The 18775-nt window shown below is 57.1% G+C and carries 20 protein-coding genes, 1 tRNA gene and 1 pseudogene; 16 read left to right on the top strand and 6 right to left on the bottom strand.

Going from position 1 to position 18775, the window contains the following annotated elements:
• Positions 1-280 precede the first annotated feature (280 nt).
• The 4 genes from IQ241_RS00500 to IQ241_RS00485 all read left to right on the top strand — a co-directional run bounded on the left by IQ241_RS00500 (position 281) and on the right by IQ241_RS00485 (position 5535).
• Complete coding sequence (locus tag IQ241_RS00500) at positions 281-1654, top strand: serine hydrolase (RefSeq protein ID WP_193904451.1); 1374 nt, start codon at positions 281-283, stop codon at positions 1652-1654.
• 149 nt (positions 1655-1803) lie between these two features.
• Complete coding sequence (locus IQ241_RS00495) at positions 1804-3093, top strand: glucose-1-phosphate adenylyltransferase (protein WP_193904450.1); 1290 nt, start codon at positions 1804-1806, stop codon at positions 3091-3093.
• A 2-nt stretch (positions 3094-3095) separates the two neighbouring features.
• The gene (locus tag IQ241_RS00490) at positions 3096-3611 is read left to right on the top strand and encodes an AAA family ATPase (RefSeq protein ID WP_193904449.1); all 516 of its coding nucleotides are present in this window, start codon (positions 3096-3098) and stop codon (positions 3609-3611) included.
• A 178-nt stretch (positions 3612-3789) separates the two neighbouring features.
• A complete protein-coding gene (locus tag IQ241_RS00485) occupies positions 3790-5535 on the top strand; it encodes a DMT family transporter (RefSeq protein ID WP_193904448.1) in 1746 nt (581 codons plus the stop codon).
• A gap of 190 nt (positions 5536-5725) precedes the next feature.
• Here IQ241_RS00485 and IQ241_RS00480 read toward each other — a convergent pair whose 3' ends face one another.
• The 4 genes from IQ241_RS00480 to IQ241_RS00465 all read right to left on the bottom strand — a co-directional run bounded on the left by IQ241_RS00480 (position 5726) and on the right by IQ241_RS00465 (position 7283).
• On the bottom strand, positions 5726-6433 hold the full coding sequence (locus IQ241_RS00480) for an endonuclease/exonuclease/phosphatase family protein (protein ID WP_193904447.1): 708 nt from the start codon (positions 6431-6433) through the stop codon (positions 5726-5728).
• A gap of 20 nt (positions 6434-6453) precedes the next feature.
• Complete coding sequence (locus IQ241_RS00475; protein ID WP_193904446.1) at positions 6454-6768, bottom strand: helix-turn-helix domain-containing transcriptional regulator; 315 nt, start codon at positions 6766-6768, stop codon at positions 6454-6456.
• A gap of 3 nt (positions 6769-6771) precedes the next feature.
• Positions 6772-7113, bottom strand: coding sequence for a type II toxin-antitoxin system RelE/ParE family toxin (locus IQ241_RS26255; RefSeq protein WP_193904445.1), 342 nt, complete (start codon positions 7111-7113; stop codon positions 6772-6774).
• Between the two features lie 85 nt (positions 7114-7198).
• Positions 7199-7283, bottom strand: a tRNA-Ser gene (locus IQ241_RS00465).
• A gap of 143 nt (positions 7284-7426) precedes the next feature.
• On the opposite strand from IQ241_RS00465, the gene IQ241_RS00460 reads away from it, so the two are divergent.
• The 7 genes from IQ241_RS00460 (at position 7427) to IQ241_RS00430 (ending at position 11636) form a co-directional block, all read left to right on the top strand.
• A complete protein-coding gene (locus tag IQ241_RS00460) occupies positions 7427-7795 on the top strand; it encodes a 2Fe-2S iron-sulfur cluster-binding protein (protein WP_193904444.1) in 369 nt (122 codons plus the stop codon).
• Between the two features lie 3 nt (positions 7796-7798).
• Complete coding sequence (locus tag IQ241_RS00455) at positions 7799-8629, top strand: inositol monophosphatase family protein (protein WP_193904443.1); 831 nt, start codon at positions 7799-7801, stop codon at positions 8627-8629.
• 90 nt (positions 8630-8719) lie between these two features.
• Entirely contained in the window at positions 8720-9619 is a 900-nt protein-coding gene (locus tag IQ241_RS00450) for a J domain-containing protein (protein WP_193904442.1), read from the top strand.
• 41 nt (positions 9620-9660) lie between these two features.
• Entirely contained in the window at positions 9661-10866 is a 1206-nt protein-coding gene (locus IQ241_RS00445) for an ATP phosphoribosyltransferase regulatory subunit (protein WP_193904441.1), read from the top strand.
• Between the two features lie 44 nt (positions 10867-10910).
• Positions 10911-11138 carry an indolepyruvate ferredoxin oxidoreductase subunit alpha gene (locus IQ241_RS00440; protein ID WP_193904440.1) on the top strand — a complete coding sequence of 76 codons (228 nt, stop codon included), beginning with the start codon at positions 10911-10913 and terminating at the stop codon, positions 11136-11138.
• Between the two features lie 63 nt (positions 11139-11201).
• Positions 11202-11414 (top strand): hypothetical protein, encoded by a 213-nt coding sequence (locus tag IQ241_RS00435; protein ID WP_193904551.1) that lies wholly within the window; start codon positions 11202-11204, stop codon positions 11412-11414.
• Between the two features lie 27 nt (positions 11415-11441).
• Complete coding sequence (locus tag IQ241_RS00430) at positions 11442-11636, top strand: hypothetical protein (protein WP_193904439.1); 195 nt, start codon at positions 11442-11444, stop codon at positions 11634-11636.
• Here the strand turns inward: IQ241_RS00430 and IQ241_RS00425 are convergent.
• Positions 11612-12075 (bottom strand): annotated as a pseudogene (locus IQ241_RS00425) (GNAT family N-acetyltransferase). The gene IQ241_RS00430 and the pseudogene IQ241_RS00425 overlap by 25 nt on opposite strands.
• Before the next feature lie 118 nt (positions 12076-12193).
• Between IQ241_RS00425 and IQ241_RS00420 the strand changes: the two are divergent.
• The 3 genes from IQ241_RS00420 to IQ241_RS00410 are packed head-to-tail and all read left to right on the top strand — an operon-like array spanning position 12194 to position 15952.
• Positions 12194-13849: a CTP synthase gene (locus tag IQ241_RS00420; RefSeq protein WP_193904438.1), complete on the top strand. Its 1656-nt coding sequence runs from the start codon at positions 12194-12196 to the stop codon at positions 13847-13849.
• Between the two features lie 6 nt (positions 13850-13855).
• Positions 13856-14833 (top strand): threonine ammonia-lyase, encoded by a 978-nt coding sequence (locus tag IQ241_RS00415; RefSeq protein WP_193904437.1) that lies wholly within the window; start codon positions 13856-13858, stop codon positions 14831-14833.
• Between the two features lie 54 nt (positions 14834-14887).
• On the top strand, positions 14888-15952 hold the full coding sequence (locus tag IQ241_RS00410) for an Rpn family recombination-promoting nuclease/putative transposase (RefSeq protein WP_193904436.1): 1065 nt from the start codon (positions 14888-14890) through the stop codon (positions 15950-15952).
• Here the strand turns inward: IQ241_RS00410 and IQ241_RS00405 are convergent.
• On the bottom strand, positions 15922-16575 hold the full coding sequence (locus tag IQ241_RS00405) for a helix-turn-helix domain-containing protein (RefSeq protein WP_193904435.1): 654 nt from the start codon (positions 16573-16575) through the stop codon (positions 15922-15924). The genes IQ241_RS00410 and IQ241_RS00405 overlap by 31 nt on opposite strands.
• A gap of 83 nt (positions 16576-16658) precedes the next feature.
• Here IQ241_RS00405 and purU point away from each other — a divergent pair, with 83 nt between their 5' ends.
• Positions 16659-17519: a formyltetrahydrofolate deformylase gene (gene purU, locus IQ241_RS00400; RefSeq protein WP_193904434.1), complete on the top strand. Its 861-nt coding sequence runs from the start codon at positions 16659-16661 to the stop codon at positions 17517-17519.
• A gap of 16 nt (positions 17520-17535) precedes the next feature.
• Positions 17536-18774 carry an FAD-dependent oxidoreductase gene (locus IQ241_RS00395; RefSeq protein ID WP_193904433.1) on the top strand — a complete coding sequence of 413 codons (1239 nt, stop codon included), beginning with the start codon at positions 17536-17538 and terminating at the stop codon, positions 18772-18774.
• The last annotated feature ends 1 nt before the right edge of the window (position 18775 follow it).

The raw sequence follows: 18775 nt of genomic DNA, 5'->3' as shown, positions 1-18775 counted from the left end.
TATCTGTAGGCAGTGGAAAGACTGGCTTTTAGTATAGGCAGGTTCTGCAATTTATCCTACGGCTGTCCCCTTTGTCGGGGGTCTGTGCGAGATAGATGCTGGTTTTTTGTATATTATTCGACAGGGCTGCCCTAGCCTTTCCCGTTAATATCACAGGATAAGCGGTTGCTTAACTCAGAGTCCCTAGTTTCATGTGCCCAGTTGCTAGGTGTGTTAAGGTCTCTCCGAATCCATTTTAGGACTTGCTTACCTCTGACTCTGCGCTAGACAGTCCAACCCCATGCCCCGTCTTTGGATCCCCACTGCTGTTGTGTTGAATGCGCTAGCGATTACGCTGGGCCTGGCTGCGATACGGCCCAGGCTGGCGATCGCGCCTGACCTGCTCCAGCAGCACGCTATCCTCAGCCAGATGGCTGCCGCCGAAGACCTAGGTGACCTGTATGGGCTGCGCGATCGCATCCAGCGGGATCTAGTGCATCTGGACGATTCGACCTCGATTCAAACCCCAGCCCAGGCGAAGCAGAAAACGGTTCAGAAAACAGACCTGATGACACCCTATCGGGCGCTGACCCAGCTTCGGGTTCGGCTTTCCCGCAATATCGAGGCCGAAGAAGCCCATCAGGCTATCTACCAGCGGGCGACGGAGCTAGCCAACCAGGCGGTCATGGCCCATCAAAGCCCAGATGACTCGCTGGCCTCGCTGCAAAAGCAGGAATTTCTCTGGCGCGGCGCGATTGGCAAACTGGAGGAAATTCCGGCAGACTCAGTATTCGCCGACGAAGCTGCGGCTAAAAGCCAGCAGTATAAGCGCATTGTCAGCCCAATTGCGGCGGCAGCTGACCGCGCTGATTCCGCCTTTTTGCAGCCGATTGCAGCGGCCACGGGGCTGGGGGAGCGGATACATATCACCCTCTGCCAGCTTGAGAGTAACGAATGCCGTAGCTATCAGGGCGATATCCCGCCAGCCAGCCCGGCTAGCCTGATCAAGCTACCGATGGCGGTGGTGCTGATGCACAAGGTCACCACTGAAAATATTGATTTGGATAGCGAAGTTTATATCGACCCGGGCAATTTTACGGAAAATGCCCAGGGCGCTAAGATTTTCGTCGATCAGACCTATACCCTGCGAGAGGTGATGGTGCGAATGATCAAGGAAAGCAATAATATTGCGACGAATCAGCTGGTTGACTATCTAGGCCGCGACTATATCAATCAAACGCTGAACCAGCTAGGCTATAGCCAAACCCAGATCAACACCAAGCTGGTCGGAGATAGTACCTATCCTGACAATGCGGGTTCTGGCCCCAATCGCTCTACGACCAATGAGCTGACGGAGATGATGCGGCAGATCTACAGCTTTGAGAACCCGGGTGACGATGAGATTCTAGACGCGCTGGTGGGCCAGTATGACTGGGACTTTGGCTACAAGGCGCTACAGGATATGGGGCCAGCCGTGCACTGGATCGGCGAGAAAACCGGACAGAACTCAAAGGTGATCGGCAGCAGCCTGGCCGTTAAGGTCGGCGAGCAGCGCTATGTGATGACGGTCGCCATTGACAATAGCGCCAGCCAGGTCCACCTGCGGCAGGTGATTCGTGGCGTCGTAGCGCACCTCTTAGAAGCTGGACCCTTGGACTCCGACCCCCAGCGCTAACCGCCGCTGGCCTTACACCCCGTCCGCCTCCTTCTTCTGTTGTATTCCTACCGACATAAAGCCCACCGATTTGCCGTCTCCCCCTTGCCAAGGGACGGATCCCGCCTCACACTTAAGATGGCGAATTGGCAGTTGTTGGTAGGTTAATTGTGAAAAAAGTTCTTTCTATTATCCTGGGCGGGGGTGCTGGCACCCGACTCTATCCCCTGACGAAATATCGAGCGAAGCCAGCGGTTTCGCTAGCGGGGAAATATCGCCTGATCGATATTCCGGTCAGCAACTGTATTAATTCTGAAATTCTAAAAATATATGTCCTCACCCAGTTCAACTCGGCATCGCTGAACCGGCATATTTCCAAGGCCTACAATTTTTCCCAGTTCAGCGACGGCTTTGTCGAGGTGCTGGCGGCCCAGCAGACGCCGGAAAACCCGAGCTGGTTCCAGGGGACAGCCGACGCCGTCCGTAAGTATCTGTGGCTGTTTGAGGAATGGGACGTCGATGAATATCTGATTCTATCCGGTGACCACCTCTACCGGATGGACTATCAGCATTTTGTCCAGCGTCATCGTGAGACCGGGGCTGATGTGACTCTGTCTGTGGTGCCGATTGGCTACAAGACCGCCTCTAGCTTTGGTCTAATTAAAATAGACGAAAATGGCCGAGTGGTCGAATTTTCGGAGAAGCCTAAGGGCGATGCCCTGACCGAGATGGAAGTCGATACAACGACTCTGGGCCTTTCGCCGGACCAGGCCAAGGATAAGCCCTTTATTGCCTCGATGGGCATCTACCTGTTCAAAAAAGAAGTGCTGGTCAACCTGCTCAAGCAGTATGTAGACCAGACCGACTTCGGCAAGGAAATCATTCCCTCCTGCGCTAAAGATCACAATATTCAGGCCTACCTGTTTGACGGCTACTGGGAGGACATTGGGACGATTGAGGCGTTCTATACCTCCAACCTGGCGCTGACTAAGCAGCCCGCGCCCGACTTTAGCTTTTATAAGGAAGACGCCCCGATCTATACGCGATCGCGATACCTACCGCCCAGCAAGTTACAAGATTGCCAGATTACCGAGTCCATCATCAGCGAGGGCTGCATTCTTAAGAACTGCCGGGTACATCATTCGGTGGTGGGTCTGCGGCAGCGGATTACCGCTGACTGCGTGATTGAAGATTCGCTGCTGATGGGGGCTGACTACTACGAGCCGATGTCTGAAAGTAGCCAGAACCGCACCAAGGGCAAAATCCCGATGGGCATCGGCGAAGGAACGACGATTCGGAATGCGATCATCGACAAAAATGCTCGGGTGGGCCGCAACGTGCAGATTATCAATAAGGAAAGTGTCGAAGAATCTGAGCGCGAAGACCTGGGCTTCTACATCCGCAGCGGCATCGTTGTGGTGCTGAAGAACGCCGTGATCCCTGACGGCATGACAATCTAGGCTTGCAGCAGCAGCCAAATTCATCGCTGATCGTCCTAATTGGGCTGCCTGGCAGTGGTAAATCTACCTGGGCAGCCCAATTTGGGATGAATTGTCCTGAAGGCCGGCCAGGTTATCGGACTGTCTCGACCGACCAAATTCGGGCCGACCTGTACGGTGATGCGGCGATTCAGGGCAGCTGGGGACAGGTGTGGGCTAGGGTCATCGACCAGCTGCGCCAGGGGGCTGCTGATATTCATCGGGGCGATCTGACCGGTGTGGTCTACGATGCCACTAATGTTCGCCGCCGCGATCGCCGTCGCTTTATCCAGACTGTCCACGCTCTGGGCTATCCGACGGTTGCTGCTGTCTGGTTTGACTTTCCTCTGAGCTGCTGCCTGGAGCGGAATCGGGCGCGATCGCGACAGGTTCCCGAAGCTGTGATCTTAAAGATGCATCGTCAGCTGGTAGCCACTCAGCCTAGCCTGTCCGAAGGATTTGAGCAAATCTGGCGAATGGGTCCCGCGCGCCTGCCTTAGATAGATAAACGGGGCGAATCGGCTGGGCCTAATGCCCCACTACCCGTTGCCCATGGCCGCCGGGCGGGAATCTTGATCCGGTATAAAAAGCCCTTTACAGCGCAAATTGCCTGCTAAGATTCACTCCAAAGTGTTATATAAAGGCAACTTAGCGGCAACTCAGCGAGACGAACGCTCCATGGAGCAGCCCACTTCCCCAGACAATGACGATCTGCTCAGCTCCCTAGAGCAGGATTTTGAGGAGCTGCACCGGCATTTTGCCGAGCAGCTGACTCAGGATGTGGACGATCTAAAAGCTGAAAAATCCCGACTGCGGCGGGAAGTGCAGACGCTCCAGCAGAAATATGCCCGGCTCCAGACCAGCTATCGAGCGCTGGAGGCTAACCACGCGGGCACGCTCTCGCAGCAGCAGCAGGTCCAGCAGCAGCGCTGGGCCAAGCGGCTGGCACAGATCCTGGCCCAAAAGCTACGGGAGGACCTGCGGGCCTCCTTGGACAGTCTTCAGCCCAGCTTGCCTCCCGAAAGCCATCAGGTCAACTACCAGACTAGCTATCAGCTGCTCAGCTCCCTGGATGAAACCCTGGGTCAAACGCTGCGATCGCTCCAGCAGGACCTCAGCAGCTATCAGAGTTCCCTGGCCCAGCAGCTGATTCGGATGCAGACGATGGAGCAGCAGGGGGCAGCGATTTTGGACAGCCTGGTCAGCCGTCTTAGCCAGCAGCTCCAGGCCCAGGTGCAGCAGGCCCAGGCGCTGCCCCGGCCCGAGCTGCCGCCTGAGCTGCGTAGTTCCGACAGCCGCAGCGCTGACGCCTGGGGCAGCGGCCCGCGGCTGCCGGGGGAAACCCTGCCGCCCCGATCCGAGCGACTGCCCGAATGCCCACCCGCCTCAATTCCGCCGCCTGGGCCACCGCCTGACCTCAGTCAGGAGCCACATCCCAAGCGATCGCGCAATCTAAGAAAAGGGCTGATGCTGGGCGCGATCGCCACCCTGATACTAGCCCTGCACCATGTGCTAGTTGGCGCTGTAGGCCAGGGGCTGCCGCTGCTGGGCCTGATCCAGTTCACCAACGTCAGCCGGGCCAGCCCGGTGCTGGCGGTGGTTCTGGTCTGGCTGGAGACGATTGTGGTACTGCCGTTGCTGCTGTTGCTAGCGCCACAGCTCCACGGCGGCCTCTGGGGCGACCTGCAGCAGTGGCTGGGAACGCGCGATCGCCGCCTGTGGCAGCTGCTGGGCAGTGGTGGGGCTTTTCTGATCGCTCAGGTCTGTCTGTACTACGCGATCGCGGCGGTTGGCCCGGCGGTTGCTGTGCCCCTGCTGTTTCTCTATCCGCTGATGGCGATTCCGCTGGCCTGGCTGCTCCAGGGCGAGAAACCGACGCCGCTGCGGCTGGTGGTGATGCTAGCGGTGGCGATGGGCGGCTGGCTCACCGCTCAGCCGCTGCTGGGGGGCACCGATAGCCAGATGGGGATTAGCGCTGCCCTGCTAGCCGCTGCCGCTTTTGGCATCTATGCCGTGCTGCTCAATCTAAGCTTCCGCCGCCAGTGCCATCCGCTGTCGGCCAGCATTGTCCAGTTCGGCACGGTGGCCATTCTCAGCAGCCTGCTGCTGCTATTTCAGCCGCTAGACCAGCCGCTGGAGCAGGTGATTGGGGCGGTGAGCTGGCTGCCGCTGCTGCTGGCCGGGCTCTGTCTGGGGATACTGACCTTACTGTTTCAGCTGTTTAACTTCAGCAGTCTGCACCTGGTCGGCGGCGTCCGCACGGCTCTGCTAGCTGCCGCGACGCCGCTGCTGACGGCCATTTTGGCGACGCTGCTGACGCCCATTGGCCCGCCGCAGGTGATTCAGTGGACGGGAATCTTGCTGATCCTAATCGGCGGCATTGCGCTGGGATTAGACCGGCTAAATCGCAAGAGCGATCGCTAGCGCAGCCCCTGTATAGGTTACTTTTAAAAGAGTTACGGCGCTGATATTTCAAAATCTGCTACGACCGGGAGGTGGTCGCTTAGAGAATGCGAGAAGGAGAATGCGAGAAGACACGTTCTGAATCCCCTGTCAGGCAGGAAGTCAGGCATGACGCGAGGTGAGGTGTTACGAAAAGGTGGTCGATCTGATGTCAAACCTCGCCAACCCGAGGATTCCTAAAGGTAGGCGTGAGTACGCCATGAAATGCACGAAGGCACTCTGTCAAGCCTAGATTTGTCATTCGGTCAAGATACTCTCGATTGCCGCGAGGGCCGCCGCGCCAAGCATCAAAGGTCTCTGATAAATCGAAGTCACCGCCTCTGACAGCTTCGTTGGTATCCTGCAAGTCCATTGACTTCAATGCACTCCAGAGGAGATCCGCGACCCACACATCCGGGTTGAGCGATAGCCTGACTGAGTTCGTCTCTATGTCAGCCAGCCGTTTGCTATCCACCGGCCATGCTGGGCTGTACAAGCAAATCACGAGCAGACGTAACCCAGACCGGAGTTGAATCTCATTAGCGAAGAGATTGCCTGCGAACCGCATTAATTCGTCATTGACCCAATCGTAGTCACTCAGAAGCGTTACCTTGTCAACAATGCAGCCCTTAACTAAGAGTGCTGAACCGAAGCGCTGCAGGGTACCGCGCTTGCTAATCGCTCTCTCAAAACGAATACTGTACTCGCTTTCAAAATGGCTTGGGAGACTGGCCACCTCTTGAAGCAAGGCAACATCCGGCGACCATTCCTGCAGGTATTCCCACACCGGACTTTGGCGGGTGGCCCGGCGGCAGTTCCATGTCAGTACCCGCATCGATTTGTACTCCGGATTGAGAAGCCAATGTAGCGCATAGCTCATCCAGCTAGAACTGAAGTTAACTATTTTCTAACTTCCGAAACGGGTCTGAAGTCAATGGTTAAGCCTACAGCATGAAGCACAGCAGCAAGCGTTTCCAGCGTAGGATTACCTGTACCACTGAGAAGACGGTGAAGGTGCTGCCTGGAAATGTCTGCGTTACTAGCGACCTCCTGTACCGATCCCTTAGCATCTACCAGGTTTTTGAGCGCGAGTAGAAACGCTTCCGTGTTGCCGTCTTCAAGTGTCTCATCCAGCGCAGCCTTTAAATAATATGACGAATACTCTGGATCGCAGAGCCTGACTAGTAAGTCATCTCGGTAATTTTTGATAGGCATTTTTTATGTTCCTCTACGTCTTTCGCTCTGAAATGCTTTCCAAAACTTTTGAGATGCTTTTATGTCCCTACTCTGATCCTTCTTTGACCCACCTGCAAGGAGAAGGACTAATCGCCTTCCAGCAAAGCCGTAGTACACCCTAAACCCTGGGCCAAAGCTAAATCGCAACTCATATACTCCTTCCCCTACACTCTTATGATCTCCAAAATTCCCAAGCCTCAGCCGATCGAACCGGACATCAATTCTGGCTTGAGTTTGCTTATCTAGCGTTTCAAACCATCGATCAAATGGGCATACATCAGACTCGGTGACATATTTCTGAATTTCCCATTGCTCAGCGCTCACGCTATACCCTACTCCCTATTTTGTCTCATATATGAGACAAGCTCAGCATAAAAATTTCAAAAAGAAAAGTTTAAATTGTAAACAACGGAGAGGGAGGGATTCGAACCCTCGGTAAGTTGCCCTACACAGCATTTCCAGTGCTGCGCCTTAAACCGCTCGGCCACCTCTCCAAGCTCAGAAAGAGCTGCCACGATATTTGCAATATGGCTTAGCCATCCTAGCAAAAAACGACCGTTTCCAGGACGGCTGCCCAACATTCCCGGACTTTCGTGCGAACATAGAAAGCGGTCAGCTCAAGCCGCATTTTGCCTTTATGTCCCCCACCTACCGCGTCCGCATTCACCATCGTCAGAAAGGGGAGACCTATACCGTGCAGGTGCCGCGCGATCGCTACATCCTACAGTCGGCCGAAACCCAGGGTGCCGACCTGCCCTTTGCCTGCCGCAACGGGGCCTGCACCACCTGCGCCGCCCGCATCCTATCCGGTGAGGTGGATCAGCCCGAGGCTATGGGGCTGTCGCCCAAGCTGCGCCAGCAGGGCTATGCCCTCCTCTGCGTCAGCTATCCCCGCAGCGACTTAGAGGTCGAAACCCAGGACGAAGATGAGGTTTACGAGCTTCAGTTTGGCCGCTATTTTGCTAAGGGCAAAGTTCGCTTTGGCCTCCCCCTAGACGAAGATTAGCCCATGTCCTATTCCTCTGATCACCTCCAGCGCTTTTTGGCGATCGCGACCGAGGCGGCCCAAGCCGGTGGTGCGGTGCTCCAGCGCTACTGGGGCCAGCTGTCCGACATTCAGCAAAAAGGCCGACCCGGCGACCTGGTGACGGAAGCCGATAAGGCGGCTGAGGTCGAAGTGCTGGGGGTGCTGCGGCGGCATCTGCCAGACCACGCTATCCTGGCCGAAGAGTCAGGCCGGTTAGGGACCAACGACAATCCCCTGGTTTGGGCGGTCGATCCGCTCGACGGCACCACCAACTATACCCATCAGTATCCCTTCTGCGCCGTCTCGGTGGGCCTGCTAATCGAGGGCGTACCCGCCGTAGGGGCAATTTTTGACCCGGTGCGGGGCGACCTGTTTCGAGCAGCGCGGGGGCTGGGTGCGACCTGCAACCGGCAGCCCATCCGGGTCTCTGAGACCGATAGCCTAGCCGACAGCCTGCTGGTCACCGGCTTTGCCTACGACCGCCGGGAAACCGCCGACAATAACTACGCCGAATTTTGTCAGCTCACCCACCTGACTCGCGGCGTCCGTCGCGGTGGCTCAGCGGCCATCGACTTGGCCTACGTCGCCTGCGGTCGGCTGGATGGCTACTGGGAGCGGGGGCTATCGCCTTGGGATGTGGCGGCGGGCGTGATCCTGGTACAGGAAGCCGGTGGACAGGTAACCGCCTATGACCAGAGCCCCTTTGACATTGAGTCGGGGCGAATTCTGGCGAGCAATGGCCCGATTCACAGCCAGCTCAGCCATGAGCTGGCTCAGGTGAAGCCGTTGGAGCGATTTATCCCTAAGTCATAGCGCGGCGCCCTATCAATCAAAAAACGTGCTGTAAGTAAAAACGCCGGATTGATTTTGGGCATTCTTAAGCCATCAGCATTGAAGGTGGCCATGAATATCGACCAGGGACTATTCAAACTAGAGATTATCGACCACCATGCGGTACTGGGACTGCCGCTGACGGCTCAGCCGAAACAGGTCCGGAAGCGGTATCTCGAAATTACCCGCAAGCTTCACCCCGACAGCTGGAGCGGCGCTAGCGAGAGCCAGAAACAGCAGGCCAGCGAGCTGCTCTCAAAACTGGTTAACCCGGCTTACGAAACGCTGGGCAAGGAAAAGCCCTTGACCGAACACAATATTTTGGTGCGGATGAAGGGCCAGCAGCTGTCTTGCCAGCCCGCTTCCCTACTGCTAACCAGCCCCGCCGCCAAGGCCCTGGCCGCTGACAGCAGTAATCTGGACTACAACTACATGACGGTGCTGCAAAAGCTCAGCAAGCGGCAGTACGAGATCATGGAGCAGGCGCTGGAGCTGATCGGTCAAATCAGCCAGCTCAATGCCGCCTATCTGGCCTGTAAGGACAACCTGGAAAGCGCCCTGCCCAAGCCGCCAACCACCGCTGAGCCTGAAGCGGAGCAGGCCAGTGCGCCGCCACCCCAACGCCGTCACCACGAGACGATGATTGAAGGCTATATCAACCGGGCCAAGGAGTTTGAATACAAGCGCGACTTCGACCGGGGTATTCTGGAACTGCGGCAGGCGATCGCGGCTCATCCCCAAAGCGCCCCTTGCCACAGCTACCTCGCTAAGCTATATCTCAAAGCCGGGCAAGAAACGATGGCTAAAATTCATCTCAAGCGGTCGCTAGAGTTTAATGCCAGTGACCCGATAGCGACTGAAATCCGGGAGCGCTTTCAGGCCGCTGAAAAGCGGGCCGCTCGGGTTTCGACCGAGCCGTCGAAGAAGGGCAGCGGTTTTCTCAACGGTCTCTTCGGAGGCAAAAAACAGTAGATAATACTCCCTAGACAGCACACTTGATAAACCAGCGCTCCATGATCTATCAACCCCCCGCGGGTGGCCGCGACCTCCTGCCTCACGATGTCGCTCAGAAGCGCTGGATCGAGGACCGCCTAGAGCAGGTCTTTCAGCGCTGGGGCTACCACCGGATCATCACCTCTACCGTCGAGACGATGGAGACGCTGATGGCAGGCGGAGCGATTGAGCAATCTGAGGTGATTGAACTCCAGCGTTTTCAGGGTGGACGGCTGGGGCTACGACCCGAGCTGACGGCCTCCATAGCCCGGACGGCAGTGACGCGCCTGGCGGCAGTCACCTATCCGCAGCGGCTCTACTACAGCGCCAATGTATTTCAGCATACGGAAACTAGCAGCCACGGCGGCCAGCAGGAATATTATCAGGCCGGGGTCGAGCTGCTGGGCGCAGACGGCCTCACAGCCGATGCCGAGGTACTGCTGCTGCTAACCGACTGTCTCAGGGGACTCAACCTGACGGATACCCATATTGTGCTCGGCGAAGCTGCCCTCACCTATTCGCTGCTGTCTGCCTTTCCAGAGACGCTGCGGCAGCAGGTGCGTCACGCGATCGCAACCCTCGATCGGGTCACCCTAGAAGCCCTGCCCTTGTCTGAATCGCTTCAGAAGCGAGCGCTGCGGCTAATGGATCTGCGCGGCCAGCCGCAGGCGGTACTGCGATCGCTCCAGGCGTTTGACCTAGACCTTGACCAGCAGGCAATCGTCAGCCATCTGAAGGGGCTAGTAGAACTGTTCGAGACAGTGGAGCAGGCCCCAGCGCTGATCCTCGACCTCAGCCTGATTCGGACCTACGACTATTACACCGGCATCGTTTTTGAAGTGGTCGGCCAGCGGCGAATTTTGGGCCAGGGCGGTCGCTATGACCATCTGCTCGGGGTCTACCATCCCCAGGGTGAGAGCTCGCCCGGAATTGGCTTTATCCTCAATGTCGAAGCGCTGCACCAGGTCTTGCTACCCAGCGGCCAGCTGCCGACGGAAACGCCGCCCAGCGACTGGCTGGTGGTGGCGACCCAGACGGACGCGATCGCGGCTGCCCTGGCCTATGCCCAAACCATTCGCCAGTCGGCCAACCTGGTGCGGGTAGAGCTGCATCTGGATCCGGAAACACCGCCCCCGACCGTTCGGGAAATTGCCCAAAAACGCCGGATTGGGCGGATTGCCTGGATTGCGGCCCAGGGCCTGCCGGAGATTGAAGCGCTCGGCTAGTCGGCGTGAGCTAGATTAGAGAAGCTCGTTACTCAAGTGAAACCGTGGCTCACTCCATCATCACCAACGTTTGCGAAGGCGTCGCCGACTGCGTAGACGCCTGCCCCGTCGCCTGCATCCACGAAGGCCCCGGCAAAAATACCAAGGGTACCGACTGGTACTGGATCGACTTCGACACCTGCATCGACTGCGGCATCTGCCTCCAGGTTTGCCCGGTGGAAGGCGCGATCGTCCCAGAGGAAAAACCGGATCTGCAAAACACGCCTACTTAGCCATAAAGGTCGGAACAGCTTGCACCAGTTTGTACACCTTACGAATTAATGGGGGAGTAGCCCATGTGGGAAGATCCGGTTTTAGAAGAGCTGTATCGAATCCGCGAAGAGCACGCAAAGGCTTTCAACTACGACTTCAAAGCAATATTTGCTGATTGGAAAAAGAGACAATCTGAAAGCGCCAGGAAAATAGTATCGCTACAAACTAAGGGGTGGTCCGCCACGACGCAGCAAATTAAGCAAGAAACCCCGCCTGGGCAGCCCGCGAATGGTTAAGGTCAGCCCCACTAATCGGTACTCCTGATGAATGCATCCGCGGCTTCACAGCCGGTGACTAGCCTCAGCCTCAGCGACCTGAGGGAAACGGTTGGGCTGGTGCGCGATCGCGACGATCCGTTTTTTCATCACTGGCTCTCGGCAGCAGACCCGCTATCTGACTACGAGCAGCAGGCATTGGAGCGGCTGAAGCAAAACTACAGCGACTTTTCCATGGCGTAGTTGGTGAAGGTTTCGCCTCGGCGGCTCACTTCCTGTTTTTTAACCACTGAAAATCCCATGCGTTCAAAAAAGGCTTGGCGCTAATGCTGGCCTCTGTGAATAACCGGTCCACGGCTAGCTCAGCCGCTTTCGCTTCGATTGCTCGATAGAGCTGGCTGCCCACACCCCGACGCTGATAGTCCTTGTGGCAGTAGAAGCAGTCGATATGCCCATTGGACTCAAGCTCTCCAAATCCGGCAATCACCCCGCTGTCATCAGCGACATAGGTAAACCGATTTGAGCATATTTTGGCCCAGTCTCGAAAATGAATGTCATCCGGTGCCCAAGCTCTGACCTGGCTGGCTGAATAATCGCGAACGTTGACTTCCCGCACCGTCTGATGAAACAGTCGCGCGATTGGCTCAGCATCCTCAACTTTAAACAGCCGTATTGTAATCATCAGCGCTCCTATCTATACGACTCTATCCCTAGTGGCTGTACGGGGTTATTGACGAACAGCGCACCTAGAAAGCTGTGGCACAATTGGTAAGTTGCTCCATCCCCGGTTGAACTGCGTCATGACTAAATTTGTATTTGTAACTGGCGGCGTCGTGTCCAGTATTGGTAAAGGCATTGTGGCGGCCAGCCTGGGTCGGCTGCTGAAGTCCCGCGACTATTCGGTGTCGATTTTGAAGCTCGATCCCTACATTAACGTGGATCCGGGTACCATGAGCCCCTTTCAGCATGGGGAGGTGTTTGTCACCGAGGATGGGGCCGAGACGGATTTGGACCTGGGGCACTACGAACGCTTTACCGATACATCAATGTCCCGGCTCAACAGCGTCACCACCGGGTCGATCTACCAGGCCGTAATCAATAAGGAGCGGCGGGGCGACTACGAAGGTGGCACCGTGCAGGTGATTCCGCATATTACGAATGAGATCAAGGCGCGGATTCATCGGGTGGCCCGCGATCGCAATCCGGACGTCGTGATTACGGAAATCGGCGGCACCGTCGGCGACATTGAGTCTTTGCCTTTCATGGAAGCGATTCGTCAGTTTCGCAAGGATGTGGGCCGCAACGACGTGATTTACATGCACGTCACCCTGATCCCCTGGATTCCAGCGGCGGGCGAACTCAAGACCAAGCCCACCCAGCATTCGGTGAAGGAACTGCGCTCGATTGGGATTCAGCCCGATATTCTAGTCTGCCGCAGTGCGATGCCGCTGAGTGAAGGGATTAAGGAAAAGGTCTCCAACTTCTGCGATGTCCCCGTGCGCTGCGTGATTCCGGCTCAGGATGCCCGCAGCATTTATGAAGTGCCGCTGATGCTAGAGCGCGAGGGGCTGGCCCAGGAGGCGCTGTCGCTGTTAAGTCTGGAGCCGCGAGAGCCAAATCTGGCGAACTGGTCTACGCTGGTCGAGCGGCTGTACAGCCCGGACAAGGTGCTCGATGTCGCCATCGTTGGCAAATACGTCAGCTTAAATGACGCCTACCTGTCGGTGGTTGAGGCGCTGCGCCATGCCGCGATCGCGGTTCATGCCGACCTCAGGGTGCGCTGGGTCAGCTCTGAAGATATTGAAGTCGATGGGCCAGATGCCTATCTCAACGGCGTCGATGCCGTCGTCGTCCCGGGCGGCTTTGGGATTCGGGGAATTGAGGGCAAAATTCAGACGATTCAGTACGTCCGTGAGCGTCAGATTCCCTTTTTGGGGCTGTGTTTGGGGATGCAGTGCCTGGTGGTGGAATGGGCCAGGAATGTGGCAAACCTGTCCAGCGCCCACAGTTCTGAGATTGACCCGGAGACGGAAAACCCGGTGATTAACCTGCTGCCCGAGCAGGAAGACGTGGTTGACTTGGGCGGAACCATGCGCCTGGGCCTCTATCCCTGCCGCTTACAGCCCCACACCCTGGCCAGCCAGCTCTATCAGCAGGAGGTGATCTACGAGCGCCATCGCCACCGCTATGAGTTCAACAATGCCTACCGCAACCTGTTTCTCGAAACCGGCTACATCGTCAGCGGCATCTCCCCTGACGGTCGCCTAGTCGAAATTGTCGAGCTGCCGGATCATCCTTTCTTCATCGCCAGCCAGTTTCATCCCGAGTTTCAGTCCCGACCGAATGCGCCCCATCCGCTGTTCTTAGGGCTGGCCGAGGCCGCTCTGAAACAGTCGCCGGGGCAGCAGACAAGGCCCATGCTGTCTGCCGAGGCGACCCCCGAGGCCGTGCGGTAGGCTGTCATGCATCCAGACCCGGTGAATTCTGGCAGTACAGACAGTCCGACGGTGACGCTGGCCGATGTGGAGCGGGCCAGGGACGCGATCTCGCCTCACGTTCGCCAAACGCCAATGATTTCGGCCAAGGCATTGAAGCAGCCGCTGGGCGACTATGACCTCTGGCTCAAGCTGGAATGCCTCCAGGTCACGGGCTCTTTTAAGGCGAGAGGCGCGGTTAATAAGCTGCTTTCGCTTCCCCAAGACCTCATCTCGCGGGGCATTGTCACCGCCTCGGGCGGCAATCACGGCCTCGCCGTCGCCTATGCCGGCTGGATTGCTCAGGTGCCAACTACGATTTATCTAGGCGAAAACACACCGCCTGCGAAGGCTGAGAAGCTGCGGCAGTGGGGCGCATCTGTGGTGATGGAAGGAGCCGACTGGGACGCGGCGAATCGGGCGGCGACCGCTTTAGCTGCCGAGAAAGGGCTGGCCTACCTTCATCCTTTTGCCGATCCCCAAATTATTGCCGGGCAAGGCACTCTGGGCCTGGAAATGCTGGCGGCGCTGCCCCAGATGGATACCCTGGTCGTAGCAATTGGCGGCGGCGGTCTGATTAGCGGCATTAGCTTAGCTGCTAAGACACTTAAGCCCAGCCTTAAAATTATTGGGGTAGAGCCAGTTGGGGCAGCGACCCTCTACGAAAGCCGCCGCCAGGGCCGGGTGACTGAACTCGACCAGATTACGACCGCCGCTAACACGCTCGCTCCTCGCCGGTCTGCCCCAATCAACTTTGGCCTGATTGAGCAAAACGTCGATCAGATCGTGCTCGTTAGCGATGATGACATGCGAACGGCGGCTCGCTGGCTCTGGTTTGAGCTGGGGGTAGCGGCTGAGCTGAGCGGGGCAGCCGCGATCTCGGCCCTTTTCACTCAGTATCAGCCCGCAGCAGGAGAACAGGTCTGCGCCTTAATCTGCGGCAGCGGTACCGATGGCATAGCCTGAGGGCGATGCGGCTCGCGTATTGGTAACGGAGCCCACAATGATAAAATTGCGCTTATGTTCGACACTGTCTGCAAGTTTCTGGCCGAGACCTTTTCAGCTGACTTCGCTACCTGGCTGCTGGGAGAGCCAGTTGCTCTGAGCAAGCTCAGCCCTTCAGAACTTTCTTTAGAGCCGATTCGAGCCGATGTCCTGATCCTGCTGCAATCGGAAGAGACTGTTCTTCAGCTCGAATTCCAGTCTCGCCCCGACCCAGACATGGCCTTTCGCATGGCCGACTATCGCCTGCGGGTTTACCGCCGCTTTCCCCACAAAGCGATGCGGCAGGTGGTGATCTATCTGAAGCAGACCCAGTCGCAAGCAGTTTATCAAACGAGCTTTGAGATTTCGGGGATGCATCACGAGTTTGAGGTGATTCGCCTCTGGGAGCAGTCACCCACACTTTTTTTGAGACGATCTGGTCTGCTACCGCTGGCTGTCCTGGCGCAGGCTGATAGCCGACCTCAGCTGCTACAGCAGGTGGCGGCTCAGATTGACGCGATTTCAGATGCTCGAACCCAGAGCAACGTGGCTGCATCTACGGCGATTTTAGCTGGGCTAGTATTGGATAAAGGATTGATTCAGCAGGCTTTGAGGAAGGAAACGATGCAGGAGTCGGTGATTTATCAGGAAATCTTAGCTGAAGGGCGGCAGGAAGGTCTACAGGAAGGTCTACAGGAAGGGCGGCAGGAAGGGCGGCAGGAAGGGCGGCGGCAGGAAGCGATCGCGCTCATCCATCGATTACTCACCCGCCGACTGGGTACTTTACCGGAGGGCATCCAGGTTCAGATATCCGTGCTTTCACTGGTGCAGATTGAGGGGCTGGGAGAAGCGCTGCTGGATTTCACAACTTTGACAGAGCTAGAGACCTGGCTGGCGCAGCAGCAGGCGGAGTTGGCTAGAGTATCTCAGAACCTGAGCAGGCAACTCGGCGAACTGCCGACTGACGTCAGGGATGAGGTGCAGGCACTGTCTTTAGAACAGCTAAATCTGCTAACAGTTGCGCTGACTAGCTTTTCTGACATGGAGCAGCTAAAGGGATGGTTACAGGCTCAGCGGGTAGAGACGGATTCACTGGTCTGATCTTCCATCTGCTCTCCATAGTAGATAGTGGTGATGAACTGGATTGGTAGCTCTATCAGCCGCTCGGGGCCGTGGGGAATCTCGCCGCGCAGGGTGAGGGCATCGCCCGGCTCTAACAGGTAGGTTTGCTGACCGTGACGATATTCCAGTTTGCCGGTCAGCATATAGATAAACTCGACGCCGGGATGCTCAAAGGTGGGGAACACCTCGGAAGCGTCATCCAGGGTAATCAGGAAGGGTTCAAACAGCTTGGTTGGCCCCTGCCCGTAGGCCAGCAGGTGATAGGTATGGCCGCATTTCGTGCCCCGACGGACAACCTCCATACCCTCACCCTGCTTGACCAGCTGTGCCCCGCCGGTGGGCATGTCATAGTTACGAAACAGTGCCGCCATCGAGACGCCCAGGGCAGCGGCAATTTTAGCCAACGTACTGAGGCTGGTCGCGGTTTGGGCGTTTTCAATCTTTGACAGCATTCCCCGCGAAACGCCCGACTGGTCGGCGACCTCAGCCAGGGTTAAACCGTGCTTTTGCCTGAGCTCGCGTAGGGTATGGCCCAGATAGCGCTCTAAGGAATGATCCAGGTCGGCATCGGGGTTTGTCGGGTGAACTGCCGGGTTGACCATAGCGGCTTTCAAAACAGGGTTGACAGGTCTAATATAGCTGGCATAATTGAACTTGATTCAAAAAAGTTTCCTGTCAAGAATCAATGACGGACAATCGGCGATTTATCTTGAGTCTCTCCTGCCCCGACGGGGTGGGGATTGTCGCAGCGGTAAGCAAGCTGGTCGCGGATAATCGCGGCTGGATTATCGAAGCCCAGCATCATGCGGATCAGGAGGCGCGGCGATTTTTTATGCGGCAGGAAATTCTAGCCGAGTCGCTGCCGTTTGAGATTGATGAATTTCGTCAGCGGTTTGCCACTATTGCCGAGCAGTTTCAAATGGACTGGGCGATTAGCGACTCGGCTCAGCCCAAGCGCGTGGTGATTCTGGTGTCGAAGTCGGGTCATTGTCTGTATGACCTGCTTTCTCGCTGGAAGAGCGGTGAGCTAGTGGTCGATATTCCGGCGGTAATCTCCAACCATGAGGATTTTCGCTCACTGGTGGAGTGGCACGATATTCCCTACTATCATGTGCCAGTGCCTCGTGAGCAGAAGGATCTGGCCTACGAGAAGATTGCTCACCTGTTCGATACTTTGCAGGGTGACGTAATGGTGTTGGCCCGGTATATGCAGATTCTGTCACGGCAGATCTGCGATCGCTATCCCGGCCAAATTATCAACATCCACCATTCCTTTCTACCTTCTTTTGTTGGGGCTAAGCCTTACCATCAGGCCTACCAGCGCGGGGTGAAGCTGATCGGTGCCACCTGCCACTACGTCACCGAAGCCCTGGATGCGGGGCCAATTATCGATCAGGACGTGCTGCGGATTGACCATACTGACGCTACTGCTGATCTAGTGCGCTATGGCAAAGATATTGAAAAAACGGTTCTGGCCCGGGGCCTGCGCTATCACGTCGAAGACCGGGTGCTGCTGCACCGCAACAAGACCATCGTCTTTCGCTAATCGCGATTTGTCTCCCATGCCGCTGCGTCTGCTCAAATTTGGCCTTGTGAAAAGCTATCCCGAATCGCGGATGTTTCGGCAGCGCGATCGCCTTCGACCCACCTACGATGCGGTGATCATCGGCGGCGGTGGGCATGGCTTAGCCACGGCCTACTATCTGGCCAAAGACCACGGCATCAACAATGTCGCCGTGCTAGAGCGGGGCTACCTGGGCGGCGGCAACACCGGGCGCAACACGACCATTATTCGCTCCAACTACCTCACCCCGGCAGGCGTCAAATTCTACGATCAGTCGCTGCGGCTCTGGCAGGCTCTCTCGGAAACCCTCGACCTAAATCTGTTCTACACCAACCGGGGCCACTTCACCCTGGCCCATACCGAAGCTTCCCTGCGGACGCTGCGCTGGCGAGCCGAGGTGAACAAGCACTACGGCATTGACAGTGAAGTGGTTGACCCCCAGACGGTGCAGGCGGCCTGTCCCCATATGGACCTGGACTGCGGCGGTGCGCCGGTGATGGGGGCGCTCTACCATGCGCCGGGCAGCATCGCCCGCCATGACGCGGTGGCCTGGGGCTACGGACGTGAGGCTGACCGGCAGGGAGTGGAGATTCACCAGCAGACGGAGGTGACGGGGATTCGGGTAGAGGGTGGTCGGGTGACTGGGGTGGAGACGATTCGGGGCGCGATCGCAACTCCTAAGGTCATCTGCGCCGTGGCCGGGTTTACGCCTCGGATTTTGGACTGGGTAGGACTGCGATCGCCGCTAAAAATCCATCCGCTTCAGGCGATGGTGAGCGAGCCGATGAAAGCCTGGCTGGACCCGATTATTGTCTCCAGCAGCCTGCATGTCTACGTCAGCCAGACGGCTCGGGGCGAGCTGGTGATGGGGGCGTCGTTGGATCCCTACGAGCTGCATTCGACTCGTTCGACGCTAGATTTTGCCGAAGGTTTGGCGGCTCGGATGTTGGATCTGTTTCCTTTCCTCTCCCAGGCGAAAGTGGTGCGGCAATGGGCCGGGATGGCCGATATGACACCGGACTTCGCGCCGATTATGGGTAAAACCGACATTGAGGGCTTTTATCTGGACGCGGGCTGGGGCACCTGGGGATTCAAGGCAACGCCGATCTGCGGAAAGACGATGGCTGAGACGGTGGCGCGCGATCGCAATCATGAGCTAATCCGAGAATTCTCCCTGGATCGATTCAGCAAATACGCTCTGGTGGGCGAAAAAGGCGCAGCCTCGGTGGGGCATTAGT

The sequence above is a fragment of the Vasconcelosia minhoensis LEGE 07310 genome (genome assembly GCF_015207255.1).
Lineage (GTDB): Bacteria > Cyanobacteriota > Cyanobacteriia > Phormidesmidales > Phormidesmidaceae > Vasconcelosia > Vasconcelosia minhoensis.
The sequence above is the reverse complement of the archived record's forward strand: the minus strand, read 5'-3'. Positions and strand labels throughout refer to the sequence as shown.